The following is a 20025-nucleotide window of genomic DNA, read 5'->3' on the forward strand; positions in this document are numbered from 1 at the left end:
CTGCACATGGCGGGCCGCTTGCGAGCGGCCCGTTTCTTTTTGCCTGCTACGACTCCCCACCCTTGGTCGGCGCCCAGCCCGGCGCGCTCGTTTCGGTGCCGTCGCCGATCCGGTTGATCGTCCCCTGCGCGACCGCGATGAGCCGTTCGTCGCGTTCGTCCAGTACGAACAGGTCGCATTGACAGGTCGCCTGGTGACGGCCCGCGTAGACCACGCGCGCCCGCGCGAGCAGCATGCCGCGCACGGCGGGCCGCAGATAGTTGATCTTGTATTCACCGGTCACGACCCGCGGCCCCAGCGCGAGCGCCCCTGCGAAGGTCAGCGCGTTGTCCGCGAGATAGCTGAGCACGCCGCCGTGGACGAAACCGTGCTGCTGCTTCAGTTCGTCGCGGATCGGCAGGCAGAGCGTCAGTTCGTCGGTCCCGACGTGCATCAGTTCGGCACCGAGCAGCACGCTGAACGGCTGTGCGTGCAGCGCGCCGCGCGCCCGATCGAGGAGATCTGTCATCGCCGGTTCCTTCGGGCCGTGCCCGCACTGGTTCTACCCACTCTAGGAAGCCGTGGCGCGCCGCGTCAAGGTGATTCGAAAAAATCCTCTGATGATTGTTGCGGAAAACGGAGGGAATGAGTGCGGACGGATGGAGGTGCCGGCGGCGGCTGAAGAAAGAAAAACCGCCATGCGGACCCGCTGTGCCGATGTGGCATCAAGCGGGCAACCGCATGGCGGTGCCGGTTCTGTCTGCTGCGATCTGTTTCGATTCGCTGCGATTACGTCGTCGACGTGTCGGCGTCGGGAGTGGCCGTGTTGTCGTCTGCCGTGTCTTCCTTCTTCTTTTCGACGAGGCCTTCGACTGCTTCGGCGCCCTTGAAGCCAGCTACCGCTGCAATGCCCTTCGTCAGCAGACCTGCGTCCGGATCGACTTTTTCCGCGGCCTCGACAGCCGCCACCGCGCCGGCGATTTCACCTACCGTGTTCAGGATGCCCATGGTCATCTCCATCGAAGTTGAATGTGAGCGGGCATGCTCTCACGAACCAAAACGCACGGCTACCTCTATAACAATCGTTAACGCTGATTACATCGACATGCAATCGAACGTTACAGAAACCCTGCAAAACAAGGCATAAACGCATCGACGGCATCGGCGTAAACCCCCGGCTACGAGGCACGAACGCACGCAAGTCTGCGTGTCGATGTTACGATAAATTTCACGCCCCACGCGTTATTTCCATCGGACCCCTACACGAGGACTGCCATGAAAATATCGATCGCGATGGCTGCCTACAAAGGCGAACGCTTCATCCGCGAACAGCTGGACAGCATTGGCCGGCAAACGCTTCTCCCCTTCGAACTCGTTATTACCGACGATAGCCCCGATAGCGGCACGCACGACATCGTCGCCGAATTTGCGCGCGGCGTAGCGTTTCCGGTGCGCATCGTGCGTAACGAACAGCGCCTCGGTTTTCATGAGAATTTCTTTAAGGCGATCTCACTGTGCAGCGGCGATTTCATCGCGTTCTGCGATCAGGACGACGTGTGGGCGGACAACAAGCTCGAGCGCGTCGCGAAGGAATTCGAGGACCCCGACGTGATGCTGGTCGTGCACGGCGTGAATGTGGTCGATGGCGATCTGAACGTGCGTGCCGACAATACGGCAGACCACTGGTCATATCGCGGTCTCCATGAACCGCTGACGACGAACCCGTGGTACGTGCTGTTCGGTATGTCGACGGTGGTGCGCCGGTCGATCTACGACTACATCGACTGGCGCGATCGGCCCGAGCATCCGGTCGATCCGGGCTTTCCGATGTCGCACGACACGTGGGCGTGGTTCGTCGCGACGTCGCTGGGCAAGATCGCGGCGATCGACGATCCGCTCGTGCTGTATCGCCAGCACGGCGACAACAGCTGCGGCGTCTCTCCCGATCGCGATCTCGGCGACAAGGTGAAGATGGCGCGCTCGGCCGGCGAAACGCATTACCACCGGATGGCGACCTCCGCGCTCGCGCGCGCGGACAAGCTGCGCAACGTGTCGTCCGGCGCACCGTCGTCGATCCGGCAGCGCGCGGCCGTGGCCGCGGATTACTATCGGCGGCTCGGCGAATGGTTGCAGCGACGCGCGGGACTGTACAACGCGGCGGCGACGCGTATCGGTCGCGCGGATACCGTGCTGCGTCTCTTTGCCGGCGGCGCGTATGGACCGATCGACAGCGGCGGCCTCGGCCGTCGCGCGTTGCTGAAGGACGTGCACGCGACGGTTTTTCACGTCAACGCCGAATGACCTGTGGCGGCATGTGACGATCCATGTTCCACGTATGTGCGGCGCATTGCGGACCGGTGACCTGCCGATCGCGGGATCGACGATGAACGACCGGTTCGCCGCGCGCCGCCAGATCGCGCGCGCCGCCGTCACTGCAGATCGCGCGGATCGATGGCGCCGTCGAGACGCAGACGCCGCAGCAGATCGCGGCCGCGCGTCGTCAGTTCGAGCTTCGAGCCGCGCGGGTCGCGCCCGCGCACCTCGACGAGTTCATAACGGCACAGCGCAAGCATGTCGGGGTCGAATTCCTCGAAACGCAGGTTTGCATCGCGTAACAGCAGCAGGGTGGCGAGTTCGTGATGGCTCAGCATGCGATACCTCGTGACGGCACAGGCGATATCGACATGCTAGCGACGTTGCGCGAAGGTTTGGCTACAGCCTTCTTTCGAACCATTACGGCAGCAAGATTGCGCCGCTTGCTACCGCCATCAAGGGTTCGCGGCGACGAACTTGCGATGCATTTCGCTCGTCAGTATCTCGATGCGTTCACTTAATTGCCGGGTGAGCTCGGTGAGCTTCGTGTTCTGTTCGAGTAGCGTGGCGAGTTTCTCGGTCTGCACGGCCATCTCCACCTGGCGCTGTTCCGCGGCATGCGCGAGTTCCTCACGATGCTGGGCGTCCGCATCGGCGTGCGCCTTGTCGCGATCGGCCTGACGTGTCTGCGCAAGCAGGATCAGCGGTGCGGCGTAGGCCGATTGCAGGCTGAATGCGAGGTTCAGCAGAATGAACGGATAGATGTCGAACTTCGTCATGCCGCTGACGTTCGCGATCACCCACAGCATCACGATAAACGTCTGCGCGATGAGGAACGTCGGCGTGCCGAAGAAGCGCGCGAACGCCTCGGCCTTCAGTGCGAACCAGTCGTCGCCAAAGGGAGACGACAGATGCGCGTAAGGCAGATGAAACCGCAGATGGCGGCCGTGCCCGTGAGGCTCTTGGGCTTCGGCGGGAGACTGGGTCGGCTCGGTCATGGCGTAATCCTTTCGAAGGAAGAACGATGAGACAGTGAGGGTTATAGCGCACGCAATCGTAGCGCACCGTGCCGCGAAATTCATCGCAAAACGTGCGTGGCGTGCTTTTGGCCCGGGTCGGGCGGCAGGGGTAAAATCGACTGCACGGGTCCGTGCTGCACTCCGCGCCGCGCCGCGCATCCGTCATCTTCTACCGATACTGCGATGAAAACGCCTCCTGCCAAAGAACGGACTCGCCGCCGTCCGTCCAACGTGACGCTGAACGTGCTGACCGCGCTCGTCGGCATCGCGACGCTGGCGGCCGGCATTGGCTGGCTCGTGTACAGCTGGGTCGTCGACCTCGAAGTGCCTTACTTCGCGATTCCGCTCGTCGTCTGCGTGCCGGTGGTTGCCGCGGTCGCGTTTCGTAACTGCTGGGATTGACGCTCGCTGATTGATCAGACCGTGAACAACGGACGCAGACTCGCGACGTTGTCGATCGTTTCCAGCCGCGTGATCGCGTCGATCAGCTTGTGGGTTTTCTCGTTGCCGAGCACCGGCGCCATCAGATCGCCGACCTTCGCAGCAACGCCGTCGGTCGACAGCGGATTCTCCTTCGTGCCCGGCGGAAACCGCGTGTGATGGCTGACCGTGCGGCCGTCGGTCAGCGTGACGTCGACGATCGCGCCGCGCGGTGCGGCCGGGTCCATCAGCGCCGCGTCCGGCGTCACCGATACTTTCGCGCGTTGCGCGAGGATCGCCGGATCGTGCATCAACGCGACATCGTGACTGTCCGCGAACGACACGCGACCCTTCACCAGCGCGACGGCCACCATGTGCGCGCAATTGACGTCGGGCATCGCGCTGTCGCCGACTATCCCTTCCGCGTCGGTCGGCACGCGCACGCGAATGCTCCGCACGTTGTCGGGCGTCAGACCGTACTGTCGGTATAGCGTCAGGAATGCATCGAGCGGCGACTGGATCGGATAGCCGACCGAGTACGTCTTGATGGCCGTCCCGGTCACATAGAAGCGGCTGCCGAGGCCATCGAGCATTGCTTCCGGATGCGGTTGTGTCGACAGGGCGATGAACAGATTGTGCGTGCCGTCGAGCACATCGGCGACGCCGGTCATGCCCGATTGCACCATCGTCACCGCCTGCACGCCGTTGCGCGCGCCCATGCCCGCGAAATCGAATGCTTTCTCGATGTGGTCCCTGTCCTTGACCCAGCTCCACAACCCCGACACCTGCTGCGCTGCGTACGAAATCGCAAAGCACGTTTGCTGCTCGTCGAGTCGCGCGAGCGAAGCGGCCGCGCCCAGCGAGCCGAAGGTCGACGACGTGCCTTCCGCGCTGCGATGGGTCTGCCGCACGAGGTCCGGTCCCAGCGCCATCAGCAGACGGCAAGCCATGTCGTAGCCCAGCGCGACCGCGCGGATCATCGCCGTGCCGCTTGCGCCTGCCTGCTCGGCCATCGCGAGTGCGGCCGGCACGGTCGAGCTGCCCGGATGCGCTTTGGTGACCGGTTCGAAATCGTCGGTCTCGTCGGAGTGTGCGCACATCGCGTTCGCGAGCGCGGCATTGATCGTCGTCGTGCGGAAGTCCGCGCCGATCACCGAGGCCTGAGGCGTACCGCCCAGCGACCGGACGTAGCGCACGGCCATCTCGCCGGGCCGCATCCGCGCACCTGACACCATCGCGCCGAACGTGTCGAGAATATGGTTCTTGCAGGCGGTCACGACGTCGGGCGGCAGCGGCCGGTCGCGCGATGCGACCATGTATTGCGCGAGCCGCTGGGTGATGTTGCCCTGGCCGTTTGCGGCCGCGCTTGCATTGCCATTACTGTCCGCGCCGAAAGCGACGCGTGCCGGCAGCAGCGCGCCGGCCGACAGCGCAGCACCGGCTTGCAACAGAAGGCGTCTCGACGAGGTAAATGATCGGGTCATGCGTCTGTCTCCACGAGTGGGATGACGGTGTGTCGTTCACGCGGCATGTGATGCGGCACGTGATCGGCAGCGGCGGCGAATCGGGTCATGATACTGGAGGTACCGCGGAATTCGCCGCGGGTTGCGCATGCGGCGCACAGCGCACACGTCGTGCGTTATCGTGTTGTTTTCGATGAACGAGACTTGCGATGACGCCCGAGATCGAAGCTTTCCACGACCCCGTCACGTCGACGATCAGCTACGTTGTGCATGCGGGCCGCGGCTCCGCGTGTGCGGTCGTCGATTCGGTGCTCGACTACGACGCGCCTGCGGGACGCACATCGACCCACGGCGCGGACCGCATCGTGCGATTCGTTCGCGACATGGCGCTCGACGTACAGTGGCTGCTCGAAACGCATGCGCATGCGGATCATCTGTCGGCGGCGCCGTATCTGCGCGAGCAGCTGGGCGGCGCGATCGCGATTGGCGAGCACATCCGCCACGTGCAGGCTATTTTCGCGCCGATCTTCAATTTCGAGTCCACGTTCGCGCCCGACGGCTCGCAGTTCGACCGGCTGTTCCGTGCGGATGAAACCTTTAGCGTCGGCGCGCTCGAGGCAACCGTGCTGCACGTGCCGGGCCATACGCCCGCCGACGTCGCGTACGTGTTCGGCGATGCGGTATTCGTCGGCGATACGCTGTTCATGCCGGACGTCGGCACCGCGCGCTGCGATTTTCCGGGCGGCGACGCGCATCTGATGCATGCGTCGATCCGCCGGTTGCTTGCGCTGCCCGACGACATGCGTCTGTTCATGTGCCACGACTATCCGCCCGACGGACGCGGTCCTTGCTGGCAGACGACGGTGGCCGAGCAGCGGCGCGCAAACATCCACGTGAACGACACGGTAAGTGCGGACGATTTCGTCGCGATGCGCACCACGCGCGATACGACGCTCGGCATGCCGACGCTGCTGATTCCGTCGATCCAGTTGAATATCCGTGCGGGCGTCGCGCCGCCGCCGGAGGCGAACGGCATCCGTTATCTGAAGACGCCGCTTAACGTGCTGTGAGTCTCGCAGTGAACGCGTGACGCACGTGTCGCCGTCAGACCGGCAGTGCCGCATACGCGGTGGCGAGATGGTACGGCGTGGTGGACGGCAAGTCCGCGCGCGCGACGGCGCCGTCCGGCATCTTGCATTCGAACCAGCCGTGCGGCTGCAGAAAGCGCTCGCGAAAGCGTGCGATCTGCTGCGGCAACGCGGCTTGAATCGCGGCATCGTCGTGCGTCGCGAGCGCGCGCAGATATTCGCTCTGTGCCCAGATGCGCTGCGTCGCGTCCTTCACGTGTCCGTTCTCGTCGAGTGCCGCGTGCACGGCGCCGGTCGTGGCATCGATGCCGTGCTGCTGCGCGAACGCGAATGCGCGCGTCAAGGCGGCATCGAGACCGGTGCGTTCGAAGAGTGCGCCCGCGCGACGCACGAGCCAGAACCATTCGAACTGGTGACCGGGTTCGAGCCGATTGTCCGGCTGACCGAGCGGCAGCTCGGCGATGCAACCGGTCGGCGCATGCACGAAGGTCCGTTCGACGGCTGCGCCGAGTTGCGCGAGCGCATCGTCGAATGCGACGTCGCCGGTTGCGTCGCGTGCGGCGAGCCAGGCTTCGGTCAGATGCATCAGCGGGTTTTGCAGCGGCGTGCCGACGACCGTCGTGAAGGCCGCGTCGAGCGCCGCGTTCAAGAGACCTTCGCGCGCGGCGAAGCGTTCGGCGATCAGCGCGGACGTGCGCTGGACGATATCGAGCGCGTCGCGGTTGCCGGTGCGTGCGCCGTACCCGGCGCACGCGAATACGACGAACGCGTGCGTGTACAGGTCTTTGGTCGTGTCGAGCGGTGCACCTTTTTCGTCGACACTGTAAAACCATCCGCCGCGCGCGCTGTCATGAAAGTAGCGGCGCAACGCGTCGAACAGCGCATCGGCATGCGCGGTGTCGCCTGCCTGCGAAAATACGAACAGCTGGCGAGCGCAGGCCATCGCGCGGTAGCGTACGACAGGCATCGGCGCGCGGCCGTCGCCTTGCATCGCCTCGAACGGCAGGCCGAGCGCGGCGTTGAAGCCGGGGCCGCGCCAGAGGGGCAGCACGACGCGCGTGAAGTGCTCGCGCAATGGCGCGGCGGCGGAAGCGGATGCGGACGGTGCGGCGGATAGGCTCATACGGCGGTTCGGGTATTGATGTGACTCAGGGACTCGGAGATTCGGGGATGCGTGCGACGCGCGGCGGCCTGGTGGCCTCGCGCGTCGAGCCCAAGGATAAAACAAATGCGCGGCCGTCGCGAGCGGGCTGGAACACAGCCGGATCCTGATCGTTCTCGTGGGCATCAAGCCGATCGAGCGGCGTTTCATCACGGTCGAGCGGCGGCGTCAGCTAGTACTGCTGGTCGAGCGCGGCTCGATGACGTTCCATTCGCTGCACGATGCGCCCGGCGTCGCGAGTCCGTGGGTCAAGCAGTTCGTGATGCAGCAGAGTGACGACGCGCCCGATCTCGACGAGGTGGTGATCACCGCTGCACCGCGTGTCGGCAACCGAATACGCGGCAATCTCGCAGTAACTGCGGCAACTGCCCTGCGTGAAGGAATTCCGCGAGGAAGGCCCGATGCCCTGCGGCGCGCGCGTGCGGCCGTGCGACAATGCGGCCTTGAAAAAACACCGGCGGCCTCGCGTCGGCGACCGGCGCCCGATGTCTGGCGACGACCGCTCGCGAAACCGTCATTTCTTCGTACACGTATGGCCAATCCCGCAGATTCCTCAGCATCCCCGACTTCCCCTCAACGCCGCGCCGGCGCGACGAAGGCGCGCCCATCGACGGTCTCGAGCGACACCGAAGACAAGCTGGCTCGCGCCGCACGTTCTGCGCAGCGCCTCGCCCAACTGAGCGACGTCCCCGCCGACGACAGCACGCTCGACCTGTTCCCCGACGACCCCACGCGCGCGACGCTGCAAGCGATGAACATCGACGTTCGTCAGGGCACGCTGTCGGGCTTCGAATTGCCGGGCGCGGTGCGGGTGGCGATCGGCGCGACCGACGATGCGACGGCCACCGCGGAGACTAAGACCGTACGCCGTGCTTCACGTCCTGCTCGAACGGAAGACGATGTGCCCGCTCCTGACATGTGGAGTGGCGAACCTGCGTCGGCATCGGTCGCGGTCGATGCCGATGCCGATGCGACAGCACTACCTGTCGCGGCTCGCGATGCGGCGGGAGAAGAAGCCGACGGCGCAGCGTCGTCGTCGATGGCGGCGGCGAGCGTCGTGCGCAGCGTCGCCGCGTTGCGTCAGATCAGCGATGAGTCCTCCGCGCCCACTACGCCCACCACGCCAGCGAACGGCAAACCCCCAGCACCGCCGCAGCGTTTCGCCGCGACGTTTGCGAAGGCCGCCTCGGCGTCGCGTGAAGCGGGAGCGTCGGCTGGTTCGCAGCACGATGCACCACCAGTCGCAGACGTGCCCCCAGCCCCGACGGCGTTTCGTCCACCACCGCCCTCGACATCGCACGACACCATACGCGATACCCCGGAACTCGACCGCGCACGCGCGACCGCGTTCGCCGATACCGTCGATGCGCTGTACGGCGTGATCGCAGACCAGCGTCGCGCCGCGCTCGACCATTCGCGGCGGATGAAGTGGATGCTGTCGATCGTCGTGGGCGCGCTGCTCGTCACCGTCGTGGTCGGCATCGCGCAGACGCTGCTGTTGATGCGCCTCGCGCGCAACACCACGTTCCAGCAGCAGCGCATCGAGCAGATGATGCTGAACCAGCAGGCCACGCTCGCGACGCTGCTCGACACCGACTCGGCGACCGTGTCGGCACCAGCCGTCACACCGCCTACGCCCGCGGCTGCTGCGCCGTCGCGTCCGGCTGCCGCGGCCAGGCATCCGGCTAGAACGCAGCACGCCCATAAGCCGAAGCCGGCGAACTCGCACTGACCGTGCGTGTTTTGCTACGGGCGCCTGTCGCTCGAAAAGCATCGAACGCGCCGGATCGGATGCGAAACCGGCCAAAAACTGCCATGCGCCCTAAAAACGGGTCCGGATAAAGATGTTGTGTTGATGCAACGCATCAACGGCTGCCCGGCTGTGCGACAAGCTGCCACATAAAGAAATGTTGCGTCGCACTAGACATTGTCTAGGGAAAACCCTATGATGCGTCTTAAGGGAAAACCCTAGCCTTTATCAACCGGGAGTCGCCATGAGCTTTATCCTCGCACTGTTTCAAAAGGTCAGCGGCCTCTTCGCGTCGCCGCATTTGCCGCTGGACTCGGATTACTCGTACGAAGCGCGCGCACGTGAAGCGCAACGCGTGCGTCAGTCGCAGTCCACGCTGTTCGGCGTTCGTCTGATCGACTGAACATCGTTTGCCCGGCATGGGCAGCACGGTTCGTGCTGAGCTCGACGCCACGCCTGAAGCAACATCGAAACGCGGCGCATCCACCAGGATGCGCCGCGTTTTTGCTTTTCCACACCGGTTCCTGTCTTACCCGATATTTCGAACGCGAAATGGATGTAACGGACGCTGACCAGCGAGCCGTCGATGTCCCTCCGGCAACCGCATCCGAAGCCCACGGAAAATGCGGCCTTGCCTCGTCGCGTGGCGTTTTCGACGCCAGGCCGCCGTGAAATCTGCTCTTACAAGTCCTCACGTATTCACCGTGCATGCGTCGTTAAAGTGGATTTCAAGCGCGGGGCCAACGCAGCCGACCACGTCGGACTAACTGGCTGCCTCGCGACAAACCTGAAAAAACGGGAGGTGTTCAATGAAGACACGCAACAGGATTTCGCAGACGATCATCGCGGCCGCGGTCGCAGGCAGCGCACTACTGGCAGCCGGCAGCGCATTCGCACAGGCCGGCCCGCCGCCGGTGGTGTACGGGCAGCCGCAGATGATTCCGGTGGGTGTGCAGGTCAACATCGGCTGGCATGGCGACCGCTACTGGGACGGCCATCGCTACTGGGCGCACGACGAGTGGATGCACCGTCATCCGCACGATCAGGATCCGCGGCACCACGACGATCGTCGCCCGCCGCCGCGCTATTGATGCGGCAGGCTAACGAGAGCAGTGAAGAGTAGTGAACCCGACGCGGCGTGGGGCGGTGTCGGGTAGCAGGACCAGCAGGGCCGGCGTCCGCGAGGATCGCCGGCCCTGCTGCTTTCGGCGTTCGGAAAAGGCACGTTGCGCTATGCTTTGAGGCCTTCATCGAAGCGGCGGGAGAGTGGCTTGAACAACGTGAACGATTCGTCCCAACACGAACGTGCGCACGAACGTGATTCGGGCGCCCCCGCGCCGACGACCGTCGTCGGTGTGGTGGGCAGCGGACTGATGGGCGTCGGCATCGCGACGCAAAGCGCGCTGCACGGCTATCGAACGCTGGTGTACGACGTCGACGCCGAACGTCTTGCGAGCGTTGTGCCGAAAGCCGAAGCGGTACTCGACGAACTGGTCGACGCCGGGCGCATCGACCGTGCGGCGAAAACAGCCGCGCTGTCGCACATCGAAACGCACGCGCAACTCGACACGATGGCCAACGCCGCCTTCGTGATCGAAGCCGTCCCCGAAGTGTTCGAACTGAAGCAGCGTCTATACGCGTCCCTCAACAAACTGCTCGCCGGTGACGCAATTCTCGCGAGCAATACCAGCGGCTTTCCGCCCGATCGTCTCGCGGCCGCGTTACATGCTCCCGAACGCTTTCTGATCGCGCATTTCTGGAACCCGCCGCACATGATTCCGCTCGTCGAGGTCGTGCCCGGCACGGCGACGTCGATCGACGTCACGCAGCGCACGGTCGCGCTGATGGAGGCGATCGGCATGGAAGCGGTCGTGCTCGCGAAAGCGATTCCAGGTTTCATCGGCAACCGTCTGCAGTTCGCGGTGCTGCGCGAGGCGCTCAACATCGTGCGGTCGGGTGTCGCGACGCCGGAGATCGTCGATCGCGTGATGAAGGCGTCGCTGGGGCGGCGCTGGAGTATCGTCGGGCCGCTCGAAAGCGCGGATCTCGGGGGGCTCGACACGCTGTTCAACGTCGGCACGCATCTGTTGCCCGAACTCGCGAAAGACGAAGATGTGCTCGAGCTGCTGCGCGAGCGGGTCGACGCGGGGGATGTCGGCGTGCGCAGCGGTCGCGGTTTTTATGATTGGGACGACGCGCGCATCGCGCGCGTGAAAGCGCTGCGCAGGCGCGTGATCGGGGGAGGCTAACGGCATGTCGCATCATTTCTACGACCCGGCCCAAGGGCACGGGCTGCCGCACGATCCGTTCAAGGCGATCGTCGCGCCGCGGACGATCGGCTGGATTTCGACGCGTGACACCGAGGGTCGTTTGAACCTCGCACCGTACAGTTTCTTCGGCGCGTTCGCGACGTTCCCGCCGATCATCGGATTTTCCAGCGAAGGCTACAAGGACAGCATCCGCAACATCGAGGCGACCGGCGAGTTCGTCTGGAATCTCGTGACGAAGCCGCTCGCCGAGCAGATGAACCGGACCTCGGCGCCGGTCGCGCCTGGCATCGACGAATTCGCACTGGCCGGTCTCACGCCCATGCCCGGCCGCAACGTGAACGTGCCGCACGTCGGCGAGACGCCGGCCGCACTCGAATGCCGGCTGCTGCAGGTGATTCGCCTGAACACGCTTGACGGCACGCCGATGGACAACTTCCTCGCGCTCGGCCAGGTGGTCGGCGTGCATATCGACAACGCGTATCTGAAGGATGGTCTGTTCGATACGCACGCCGCGCAGCCGGTGATGCGCGCGGGCTACCGCGCGGACTACGCGGAGATCGGCGCTATGTTCCAGATGATTCGCCCGACCGCGTGACCGCCCGACCGCGTGACGCTCCGCGCCGTGCGAACCGGCGGTATCGGTGGAACGGATGATGCTTGAATGCGCTCGCGGTATCCATTCATAACCGGTCGTCATTCAGGGAGCGCGATCATGTCCACCGAAACCGCCACGCAGTTTTCGCATGTCCATCCGCAAGACACGTCCTATGAAGACCAGGGACTGCGAGACTTTTTTCTCTACCGCGATCTCGGCATTGCGCAGGCGACCGGCGGCAAAGTGATCGCGCAACTCGTCAAGGCGAACACTGCACCGGAACAAGGCACCGGATGGCACCGTCATGAGGCCGATTTCCACATCGTGATCATGCTGAAGGGCTGGGCGCGCTTCATGTACGGCGACAAGGAAACGCTCGTCGCGACCGGCGACTGCGTGCATCAGGCGCCCGGCATCGTTCATTACCTGTTCGACTACTCGCCCGACATGGAGTATCTCGAAATTGTGTCGCCGGCGGACTTCACGACGATCGGTGTCGAAGGGCCCTGTGAAGTACCGGCGATCACGCCATGGTCCAGCGTTGCCGCGTGATTCACGCGCCGCCGGCCCGACGCACGCGGGCGGATGGCGATGCGGTTGCAACCTTAGCCGCAGTAGCAACCGCAGCCGTAGCAGGCTGAACAGACGGCGTCATCATCCTGATCGACTGCACGCGCGCCCCTGCACCCGCAGGCAACGCGCGCGGCTCGTTGTCGTGGATCATCGCGCGCACACGCGGATAGATGTGCCGCTCCCAGCGCCGTCCGTTGAACACGCCATAGTGGCCGACGCCGGTCTGCACGTGATGCGTCTTTAGGTACGGCCGCAGCCGGTCGCACAGATCCTGCGCGGCCAGCGTCTGACCAACCGCGCAGATATCGTCCTTCTCGCCCTCGACGGTCAGGAGCGCGGTGCGGCGGATCTTCGACGGCTCGACACGCCGTCCCCGTACGTCGAGTTCGTGCAACGGCAGTGCATGACGCTGGAACACGGTATCGACGGTTTCGAGATAGAAGTCGGCGGTCAGGTCCATCGTCGCGAAGTATTCGTCGTAGAACACGCGGATCGCTTCGGCTTTGGCCGGGTCGCCCTTCGCGCGCTCGTAGTGCATCGTCTCGAACGATTCCACGTGTCGCGGGAGATTCATCGACATGAACGCGCCCAGTTGCACGAAGCCCGGATACACGCGTCGATGCGCGCCCGCGAATCCCGGCGGCACCGCACCGATCAGCGTGCGCTCGAACCACTCGATCGGTTTGCTCTTCGCCAGCTCGTTGACGCGCGTCGGGTTGATGCGCGTGTCGATCGGACCGGCCATCAGCGTCATGCTCGCGGGCTGCGCGGGATGATCGTCGGCGGCCATCAGCGCGACCGCCGCAAGCGCTGCGACGGTCGGCTGGCATACCGCGAGCAGATGCGCGCCTGGTCCGATGTGTTCCGTGAAATCGATGATGTGCCCGACGAATTCGTCGAAACCGAAACGGCCATCGCTCAGTGGAATGTCGCGCGGGTTATGCCAGTCGGTGATGTACACGTCGTGTTCGGCGAGCATCGTGCGCACGGTGCCGCGCAGCAGCGTCGCGAAGTGGCCGGACATCGGCGCTATCACGAGCACGCGCGGCTGCGGCGGCGAAGACGCGACGGCCTTGCGAAAATGCAGCAGCGAGCAGAACGGCGTGGCCGCCGCCACTTCCTCGACGATCGCGACGCGCTTTCCGTCCATCTCGACTTCATCGATTGCGAACGGCGGACGCCGATGCGTGAGGCCCGCGAGCGTCAGCACGTCGGCGGCTGCACGCCAGGCGCGCGCATGCGGCGAGCTGTCGAACGCAGGCCATGCGTCGAGCGCGCGGTTGACGAGCGCTGCGCCGTGCCGCAACGGCAGCATCAGGTTCGCAAGCGACTGATAAGCGGGATACGCGAAGAGATTCATCGCCTGGCGCCGCGCCGAAAGGAAGATGCACGGACAGAGGCAATAGATGTGCCATCGGTGGGCCGCGCATGCCGGAGGGGCGCGCACGCTGGCATGTCATTTGCGCCGCTTCGCCTGCGGCACTGGATTTGCCGTCATTTGGTGCGTGCACGCACCATGCCGCCGCCGCGCGTTCAGGAGGAGAGATGGCGAACACCACGCTTACGATCAGCAGTCGCAATTACTCTTCGTGGTCGCTGCGCGGCTGGCTGCTGACGAAATTCAGCGGTCTGCCGTTCGACGAAGTGGTCGTGTCGGTCGACGATCCCGCCGCGCGTGCCGAACTATTGCTGCTGTCGCCGTCGATCCTCGTGCCATGCCTGTCGCACGACGGCATCAAGGTATGGGACACGCTCGCGATCGCCGAGTATCTGCACGAGATCCGTCCGAAGGCAGGGCTGTTACCCGCCGATCGTCGGGCGCGTGCGCATTGCCGCGCGATCTGCGGCGAGATGCATTCGGGTTTTTCGTCGCTGCGCTCCGCGTTGCCGATGAACCTGAAGGCGCACTTTCCGGGCTTCAAGGTGTGGGCGCGCGCGCAGTCCGACATCGAGCGCGTGATCGCGATCTGGCGCGAGTGTCTCGCGCAGTACGGCGGTCCGTTCCTGTTCGGCGAACGCAGCGCGGCCGATGCGATGTACGCGCCGGTCGTCACGCGCTTCGTGACTTACGACGTGCAACTCGAAGATGACATCGTCGGCTATGGGCAGCGGGTGCTGGCGCTGCCCGAGATGCAGCAATGGATCGCGGAGGCGCAGCAGGAAGTCGATGAAATCGACGAGCTCGACGTCGAGTTCTAGCCCGCGCCTCTCATCGCACGCCGCGCCAGCCGCGCAGCAACAACGCATTCGCAACGACGCTCACGCTCGAGAACGCCATCGCCGCGCCGGCCAGCATCGGATCGAGCAACCCGAACGCCGCGAGCGGAATGCCGATCAGGTTGTAGACGAACGCCCAGAACAGGTTCTGGCGAATCTTGCGCCACGTGCGCCGCGAAATGTCGATTGCGTCAGCGACCAGCGTCGGGTCGCCGCGCATCAGAGTGATGCCGGCCGCCTGCATCGCGACGTCGGTGCCGGTCGCCATTGCGATGCCGAGATCGGCGGCGGCGAGCGCGGGCGCGTCGTTGATGCCGTCGCCGACCATCGCGACGATGCCCGCGGTACGGATCTTCAGATCGCGGATCACGCGCGCCTTGTCGTCGGGCAGCACCTGTGCGTGGTATTCGTCGATGCCGAGCGCGGCCGCGACGGTCGCCGCGCTGCCCGCGTTGTCACCGGTCACGAGCACGCTTTTCACGCCCATCCGCGCGAGCCGCGCGACCGCTTCGCGCGCGCCGGGTTTCAGCGTATCGCCGAATGCGATCAATGCGAGCACGGACGCTGACACTTGTGCGCCGTCCACGCCGAAATCGATCAGCCACGACACTGTGTTGCCCGCCTGCTCGAGTGCATGCGCGCGAACAGCGAGTTCCGCCGGCGGCGCGACTTGCAACTCAGCGAGCCAGCCGCTGCTGCCGACGCCGACACGGCGTCCGTCGACCTGCGCTTCGACACCGCGTCCCGGCACTGCACGGGCCTCGGTTGCCGTATGGCGCAGGGTGTTGTCGCTATCGTCGTGCGCTTTCACGACCGCCTTCGCGAGCGGGTGATCGCTATGCCGCTGCACCGCAGCCGCGAGCGCAAGTGCGTCGTCGCGTTCGATGCCGTTCGTTTCGAACGCGGTGACCGACGGCCGGCCGACGGTCAGCGTGCCGGTCTTGTCGAACGCGACGATGTTCACCTGATGCGCGATCTCCAGCGCTTCCGCATCCTTGATCAGCACGCCGCGGCGCGCGGCCGCGCCGGTGCCGGCCATGATCGCGGCGGGCGTCGCGAGCCCGAGCGCACACGGGCACGCGATCACCAGCACCGCGACCGCATTGAGGATCGCGGTTTCCGCCGATGCGCCGGCCAGCAGCCAGCCGGCGAGCGTGATGGCTGCGATCACGAGGATCGCGGGCACGAAGATCGCGCTGACGCGGTCGACGAGTCGCTGGATCGGCGCCTTTTCCGCCTGCGCGGTTTCGACGAGCCGGATGATCCGCGCGAGCGTCGTTTCCGCACCGGTCGCAGTCGTCGAAATCGAGATCGCGCCTTCGCCGTTGATCGAGCCGGCGGTCACCGGATCGTCAGGCTGCTTCGGCACGGGCAGACTTTCACCGGTGATCAGCGACTCGTCGATATGCGTGCGTCCCTGCAGCACCTTGCCGTCCACCGGCACGCGCTCGCCGGGCCGCAGCGCGACGATCATGCCGACGCGCACCTGCGCGAGCGGCACGTCGTGCTCGCGTTCGCCGACGACGATGCGCGCCCGCTCCGGACGCAGCGCGTTGAGCGCGCGGATCGCATCGGTCGTGCGGCGTTTCGCGCGGGCCTCGAGCCACTTGCCGAAGCGCACGAGCGTGATCACGACCGCGGACGCCTCGAAGTACAGATGCATCGTGTCGCCGGGATGCGCGAGCAGCACGTACACGCTGACCCCGTAGGCCGCCGACGTACCTAGCGCGACCAGCAGATCCATGTTGCCCGCGCCCGCGCGGACCGCGCGCCACGCAGCGCGATAGAAGCGCGCGCCGAAACCGAACTGCACGACGGTCGCGAGCGCGAGCTGCAGCCAGCCGGGCAGCGCGACCGCGAAACCGAGCCCGGCGCCGGCCATCGGCGCGACGAGCGGCAGTGTCAGCAGCGCCGACACGACGACCGCGACGAGTTCGCGCCGGGCGGCGACGGCGGCGAGGGCCGCGCGATCCAGCGTCGCAGCGGGTGCAGGCGTTTCGACGAGTGGCGTCGCTTCGTAGCCTGCCTTCGTCACCGCGGCGACGAGGGCGTCGAGCGGTACGGCGTCGTGCAGATCGACAGTGGCCTTTTCGGTCGCGAGATTCACCGACACTTGCGCGACGCCTGGCACTTTCGCGAGCGCCTTCTCGACCCGCATCGCGCATGACGCGCAGGTCATCCCGCCGATCGCGAGTTCGGCGGTTTGGGTGGCGGTGTCCGCCGCGGCGGATTCACGCTCGACCGGTGTCGCGTCGTAGCCGGCCTTGCGAACGGCGTTCACGAGCGCGTCGGCGGCAATGGACGGGTCGGTGTCGACGGTGGCTCTTTCGGTCGCGAGATTCACCGAAGCGCGCACGACGCCCGGTACTTTCGCGAGCGCTTTCTCGACCCGCGTCGCGCATGCGGCGCAGGTCATTCCGCTGATGTCGAATTCCGCCTGCAGGGAGATCGTGTCAGGGGCGGGGCGTTCGGGTGTGGCAAGGTCGGTGGTCATGGCATGGGTCGGTCGGCTGGCGGCATGACGCCGCACGATGAACCCAGTATTGACCTTCCCATGATGGGAAGGTCAAGGACACTTCGCTAAATTAATGCAGCAAGGCGCCCGGCCGCGCTAGAACGCCGGCGGCGCGTCCCGCATCGCCTGGCCGACGGCCTGCTGCGCGTCGCTGTCGCGGGCGGCGAGGGTATTGGCGGCGCCGCGCCGGTCGGCGGCCTCCTTGTTCTGGCTCAGCTTCCATTTGCCGACGAGCCGCGTCACCTCGATCTCGATCCCGACGATCGCGCCCAGCATCTGCGAAATGAAGTCGGGCGGCGCGTCGCCCATCTTCCACGGCTTCGCTTCGCCGGCTTCGTGTGTTCGCGTGAGCCGCGCGACCAGCCCGCGCAAGAACGACTCGTCGTCGTGCACGACGATCCGCCCATGCGCATGGACGACCATGTAGTTGTAAGTCGGCACCTGGCGGTGCGTCTCGTGCTTGCTCGGATACCAGGTCGGCGACACGTACGCGGCCGGTCCCTGGAAGATCACGAGCGCGTCGGGCGCGGCGGCCGCTTCCTGCCACACCGGGTTGGCCCGCGCGACATGCGCGCGCAGCGTGCCGTGCGGCCCGCGCGTCGGGTCGAACTCGAACGGCACATGGTTCGCGTCGAGCCCCTGCGGGCCGACCGTGACGAGCGCGCCGAGCGGCTGGCCGGCCATCAGCGCGTGCAGGACTTCGGGACGATTCTCTTCGAAGTGGGCGGGGACATACATAAGGCGCTCCGGGGACGGACGGATTATTGTGAAAAGTAACAGTGAAAGACCATGAAAGACGTCGAACTTTTGCGCGGCACGTGCGTTCGAAAAGACCGCGCAAAAGCTCGACCGTACAGCAAAAACCCACGACAGAAAGATGACAACGCCGTGTCCCCACGATCGTACTTGCTTAGCCGCCACGGATACGATAAAACCCGTTGTCGGAGTCGGAAGCATGGCTGTTCGCCAATGAGCGGGGGCTCAGCGGGCATGGTCGCTCCGGTCCGCATCATTTCACCGAACGCCGTGTCGCCCATCGAATGATAAAAAATCGCCGAGATTCACTTTCGCTTCACCGGACCTGCGCATCGCTCGTGGGCCTTGCGTTCCTCGCCGGCTGCGCCGCCACACCCGGAAGCAGCCCGAAGTCTACCGCCGGCTGGATCAAGGACGAGGTCGCCGACTCCTACGTTTTCGGCTATCCGCTCGTGCTGATGAGCGTCGCGCGCGACGCCGCGGTCGGCGACGGCATTGGCCAGGCGCCTGTCAACACGTTGCGCCATGCGCAGGCGCTGCCGCCCGTCGGAGCGTCGAACCCGACCACACCGAGCCTCGACACGCTCGACTCCACCGGCTGGCTCGATCTCAGCAAGGAGCCGGTGCTGCTGTCGTTGCCCGACACGCACGGCCGCTACGTCGACGCCCGCGCGCTCGACATGTGGACCAACGTCGTCTGGTCGACAGGCGCGCAGACCGTCGCACGACCGGCGGGCCTGAAGGCGCAAACGATTGCGCTCGTCGGTCCGGGCTGGCAGGGCGACCTGCCGAAGGGCGTGAAGCGCTTCGACGTGCCGACCCATAACCTGTGGCTGACGGTGCGCATCCAGTACGCCGGCGCGCGCGATCTCGCGGCCGTCCGCAAGTTGCAGCGCCTGGTCCGCGTCGCGCCGTTGAGCGCTTACGCCGCGAGCGACGCACGTGCGGTGTCGACTGCGGCTGCATCCGTGCCCCGCAGCGGCAATCCGGCCGATGCCGCGCTGCCGGCGATGCCCGGCACGCAGGTCGCCGCGTTGGACGCGAACACGTTCTTCAACCGGCTCGCCGACGCGATGGCGGACAACCCGCCGTCGCCCGCCGATCCGCACGCGTTGAAGACGCTGTCCGATCTCGGCGTGACGCCCGGTGCGCCGGCGGCGCTGCCGACCGGCGCGAGCGATGCGATCGCCACCGGTCTCGCCGACGGCCACGACCGCGTCGCGACCCCGCCGACGAATCTGCTGAACGCGAACGGCTGGAGCTGGTTCGGCGACGGCGTCGGCAACTACGGACCCGACTATGGCCTGCGCGCGTATGCGGCGTTCGCGCAGCCGGGCATCGGCACGAAGGACGACGAAGTGCGCGCGACCGTCGCGCTCGACAGCGACGGCCACGCGCTGAACGGCGCGAACCGCTACTTGATCCATTTCGCGCCGAACCAGCTGCCGCCGGTGCGCGGTTTCTGGTCGGTCACCGCGTATACGAAGGACGGCGCGCTCGGCGAGAGCGCACCGGCGCATATCGCGGTCGGCGATCGCAACGGCGTGCGGCGCAATCGTGATGGGTCGGTCGACGTGACCGTGTCGGCGGTGCGCGCGAAAGCCACGAACTGGCTGCCGGCGCCGCGCGCCGACTTCCAGCTGGTGATGCGGCTGTACGCGCCGAAGCCGCAGGCCACCGACGGGTCGTGGTCGCCGCCGGCCGTCATGCGTCAGTAGTGAGTCGGGTAGTAAGCCGATAGCACCCCGGTAGGCGCGTCGTGTTCGGCGAGCGCCCCGAGCGCTGGCGCGCCGATGCGCACCGCATCGCGCTGCCACTGTGGATATGCGATTTCTTGCAGTTTGTCCGTCACGAAATTTCCAGGACGTATACTTCCGCAGTCTGGACTTCCGTATCGCGGCGGCG

General features: G+C 65.7%; 21 protein-coding genes and 1 pseudogene. 12 read left to right on the forward strand and 10 right to left on the reverse strand.

The genetic code is table 11. The annotated features are described in order from the left end of the window. Positions 1–46: 46 nt before the first annotated feature. Both ACREXZ_RS10720 and ACREXZ_RS10725 read right to left on the reverse strand, forming a co-directional pair. Positions 47–508 (reverse strand): PaaI family thioesterase, encoded by a 462-nt coding sequence (locus ACREXZ_RS10720; RefSeq protein ID WP_431764039.1) that lies wholly within the window; start codon positions 506–508, stop codon positions 47–49. A gap of 260 nt (positions 509–768) precedes the next feature. Then, positions 769–987 (reverse strand): hypothetical protein, encoded by a 219-nt coding sequence (locus ACREXZ_RS10725; protein ID WP_431764040.1) that lies wholly within the window; start codon positions 985–987, stop codon positions 769–771. A 267-nt stretch (positions 988–1254) separates the two neighbouring features. Here ACREXZ_RS10725 and ACREXZ_RS10730 point away from each other — a divergent pair, with 267 nt between their 5' ends. Continuing rightward, entirely contained in the window at positions 1255–2280 is a 1026-nt protein-coding gene (locus ACREXZ_RS10730; protein WP_431764041.1) for a glycosyltransferase family 2 protein, read from the forward strand. A 128-nt stretch (positions 2281–2408) separates the two neighbouring features. Here the strand turns inward: ACREXZ_RS10730 and ACREXZ_RS10735 are convergent, their stop codons facing one another. Both ACREXZ_RS10735 and ACREXZ_RS10740 read right to left on the reverse strand, forming a co-directional pair. Further along, positions 2409–2630: a hypothetical protein gene (locus ACREXZ_RS10735; RefSeq protein WP_431764042.1), complete on the reverse strand. Its 222-nt coding sequence runs from the start codon at positions 2628–2630 to the stop codon at positions 2409–2411. Positions 2631–2747: 117 nt separating this feature from the next. Further along, the gene (locus ACREXZ_RS10740) at positions 2748–3290 is read right to left on the reverse strand and encodes a DUF1003 domain-containing protein (RefSeq protein WP_431764043.1); all 543 of its coding nucleotides are present in this window, start codon (positions 3288–3290) and stop codon (positions 2748–2750) included. Positions 3291–3494: 204 nt separating this feature from the next. On the opposite strand from ACREXZ_RS10740, the gene ACREXZ_RS10745 reads away from it, so the two are divergent. Continuing rightward, a complete protein-coding gene (locus ACREXZ_RS10745; RefSeq protein WP_431764044.1) occupies positions 3495–3713 on the forward strand; it encodes a hypothetical protein in 219 nt (72 codons plus the stop codon). A 14-nt stretch (positions 3714–3727) separates the two neighbouring features. Here ACREXZ_RS10745 and ACREXZ_RS10750 read toward each other — a convergent pair whose 3' ends face one another. Next, positions 3728–5215 carry an MmgE/PrpD family protein gene (locus ACREXZ_RS10750; protein WP_431764045.1) on the reverse strand — a complete coding sequence of 496 codons (1488 nt, stop codon included), beginning with the start codon at positions 5213–5215 and terminating at the stop codon, positions 3728–3730. Positions 5216–5403: 188 nt separating this feature from the next. On the opposite strand from ACREXZ_RS10750, the gene ACREXZ_RS10755 reads away from it, so the two are divergent. Continuing rightward, entirely contained in the window at positions 5404–6264 is an 861-nt protein-coding gene (locus ACREXZ_RS10755; RefSeq protein WP_431764046.1) for an MBL fold metallo-hydrolase, read from the forward strand. Between the two features lie 34 nt (positions 6265–6298). On the opposite strand, the gene ACREXZ_RS10760 is transcribed toward ACREXZ_RS10755, so the two are convergent. After that, entirely contained in the window at positions 6299–7405 is a 1107-nt protein-coding gene (locus ACREXZ_RS10760; protein ID WP_431764047.1) for an AGE family epimerase/isomerase, read from the reverse strand. 142 nt (positions 7406–7547) lie between these two features. Here ACREXZ_RS10760 and ACREXZ_RS10765 point away from each other — a divergent pair. The 7 genes and pseudogenes from ACREXZ_RS10765 to ACREXZ_RS10795 all read left to right on the forward strand — a co-directional run. Beyond that, a pseudogene (locus ACREXZ_RS10765) lies at positions 7548–7800 on the forward strand (MgtC/SapB family protein); the annotation flags it as partial. A 71-nt stretch (positions 7801–7871) separates the two neighbouring features. Beyond that, the gene (locus ACREXZ_RS10770; protein WP_431764048.1) at positions 7872–9176 is read left to right on the forward strand and encodes a hypothetical protein; all 1305 of its coding nucleotides are present in this window, start codon (positions 7872–7874) and stop codon (positions 9174–9176) included. Positions 9177–9438: 262 nt separating this feature from the next. Beyond that, entirely contained in the window at positions 9439–9597 is a 159-nt protein-coding gene (locus ACREXZ_RS10775) for a hypothetical protein (protein ID WP_431764049.1), read from the forward strand. A gap of 406 nt (positions 9598–10003) precedes the next feature. After that, positions 10004–10285: a hypothetical protein gene (locus ACREXZ_RS10780; protein WP_431764050.1), complete on the forward strand. Its 282-nt coding sequence runs from the start codon at positions 10004–10006 to the stop codon at positions 10283–10285. 264 nt (positions 10286–10549) lie between these two features. Beyond that, a complete protein-coding gene (locus ACREXZ_RS10785) occupies positions 10550–11443 on the forward strand; it encodes a 3-hydroxyacyl-CoA dehydrogenase family protein (RefSeq protein WP_431764238.1) in 894 nt (297 codons plus the stop codon). Positions 11444–11447: 4 nt separating this feature from the next. Further along, on the forward strand, positions 11448–12059 hold the full coding sequence (locus ACREXZ_RS10790; protein WP_431764051.1) for a flavin reductase family protein: 612 nt from the start codon (positions 11448–11450) through the stop codon (positions 12057–12059). 117 nt (positions 12060–12176) lie between these two features. Further along, positions 12177–12611: a cupin domain-containing protein gene (locus ACREXZ_RS10795; RefSeq protein ID WP_431764052.1), complete on the forward strand. Its 435-nt coding sequence runs from the start codon at positions 12177–12179 to the stop codon at positions 12609–12611. A 1-nt stretch (position 12612) separates the two neighbouring features. On the opposite strand, the gene ACREXZ_RS10800 is transcribed toward ACREXZ_RS10795, so the two are convergent. Beyond that, complete coding sequence (locus ACREXZ_RS10800) at positions 12613–13992, reverse strand: polyhydroxyalkanoate depolymerase (RefSeq protein ID WP_431764053.1); 1380 nt, start codon at positions 13990–13992, stop codon at positions 12613–12615. Positions 13993–14177: 185 nt separating this feature from the next. Here ACREXZ_RS10800 and ACREXZ_RS10805 point away from each other — a divergent pair, with 185 nt between their 5' ends. Then, positions 14178–14831: a glutathione S-transferase family protein gene (locus tag ACREXZ_RS10805; protein ID WP_431764054.1), complete on the forward strand. Its 654-nt coding sequence runs from the start codon at positions 14178–14180 to the stop codon at positions 14829–14831. Positions 14832–14841: 10 nt separating this feature from the next. Here the strand turns inward: ACREXZ_RS10805 and ACREXZ_RS10810 are convergent, their stop codons facing one another. Next, on the reverse strand, positions 14842–17343 hold the full coding sequence (locus ACREXZ_RS10810) for a heavy metal translocating P-type ATPase (protein ID WP_431764055.1): 2502 nt from the start codon (positions 17341–17343) through the stop codon (positions 14842–14844). A gap of 117 nt (positions 17344–17460) precedes the next feature. Continuing rightward, the gene (locus ACREXZ_RS10815) at positions 17461–18102 is read right to left on the reverse strand and encodes an FMN-binding negative transcriptional regulator (protein WP_431764056.1); all 642 of its coding nucleotides are present in this window, start codon (positions 18100–18102) and stop codon (positions 17461–17463) included. A 302-nt stretch (positions 18103–18404) separates the two neighbouring features. On the opposite strand from ACREXZ_RS10815, the gene ACREXZ_RS10820 reads away from it, so the two are divergent. Further along, positions 18405–19838, forward strand: a complete 1434-nt coding sequence (locus ACREXZ_RS10820; RefSeq protein WP_431764057.1) for a DUF1254 domain-containing protein — start codon at positions 18405–18407, stop codon at positions 19836–19838. On the opposite strand, the gene ACREXZ_RS10825 is transcribed toward ACREXZ_RS10820, so the two are convergent. After that, positions 19832–19972: a hypothetical protein gene (locus ACREXZ_RS10825; protein WP_431764058.1), complete on the reverse strand. Its 141-nt coding sequence runs from the start codon at positions 19970–19972 to the stop codon at positions 19832–19834. The two genes, ACREXZ_RS10820 and ACREXZ_RS10825, sit on opposite strands and share 7 nt — an antisense overlap. Positions 19973–20025 lie beyond the last annotated feature (53 nt).

This window comes from Paraburkholderia sp. (genome assembly GCF_050742655.1).
Classification (GTDB): Bacteria; Pseudomonadota; Gammaproteobacteria; order Burkholderiales; family Burkholderiaceae; genus Paraburkholderia.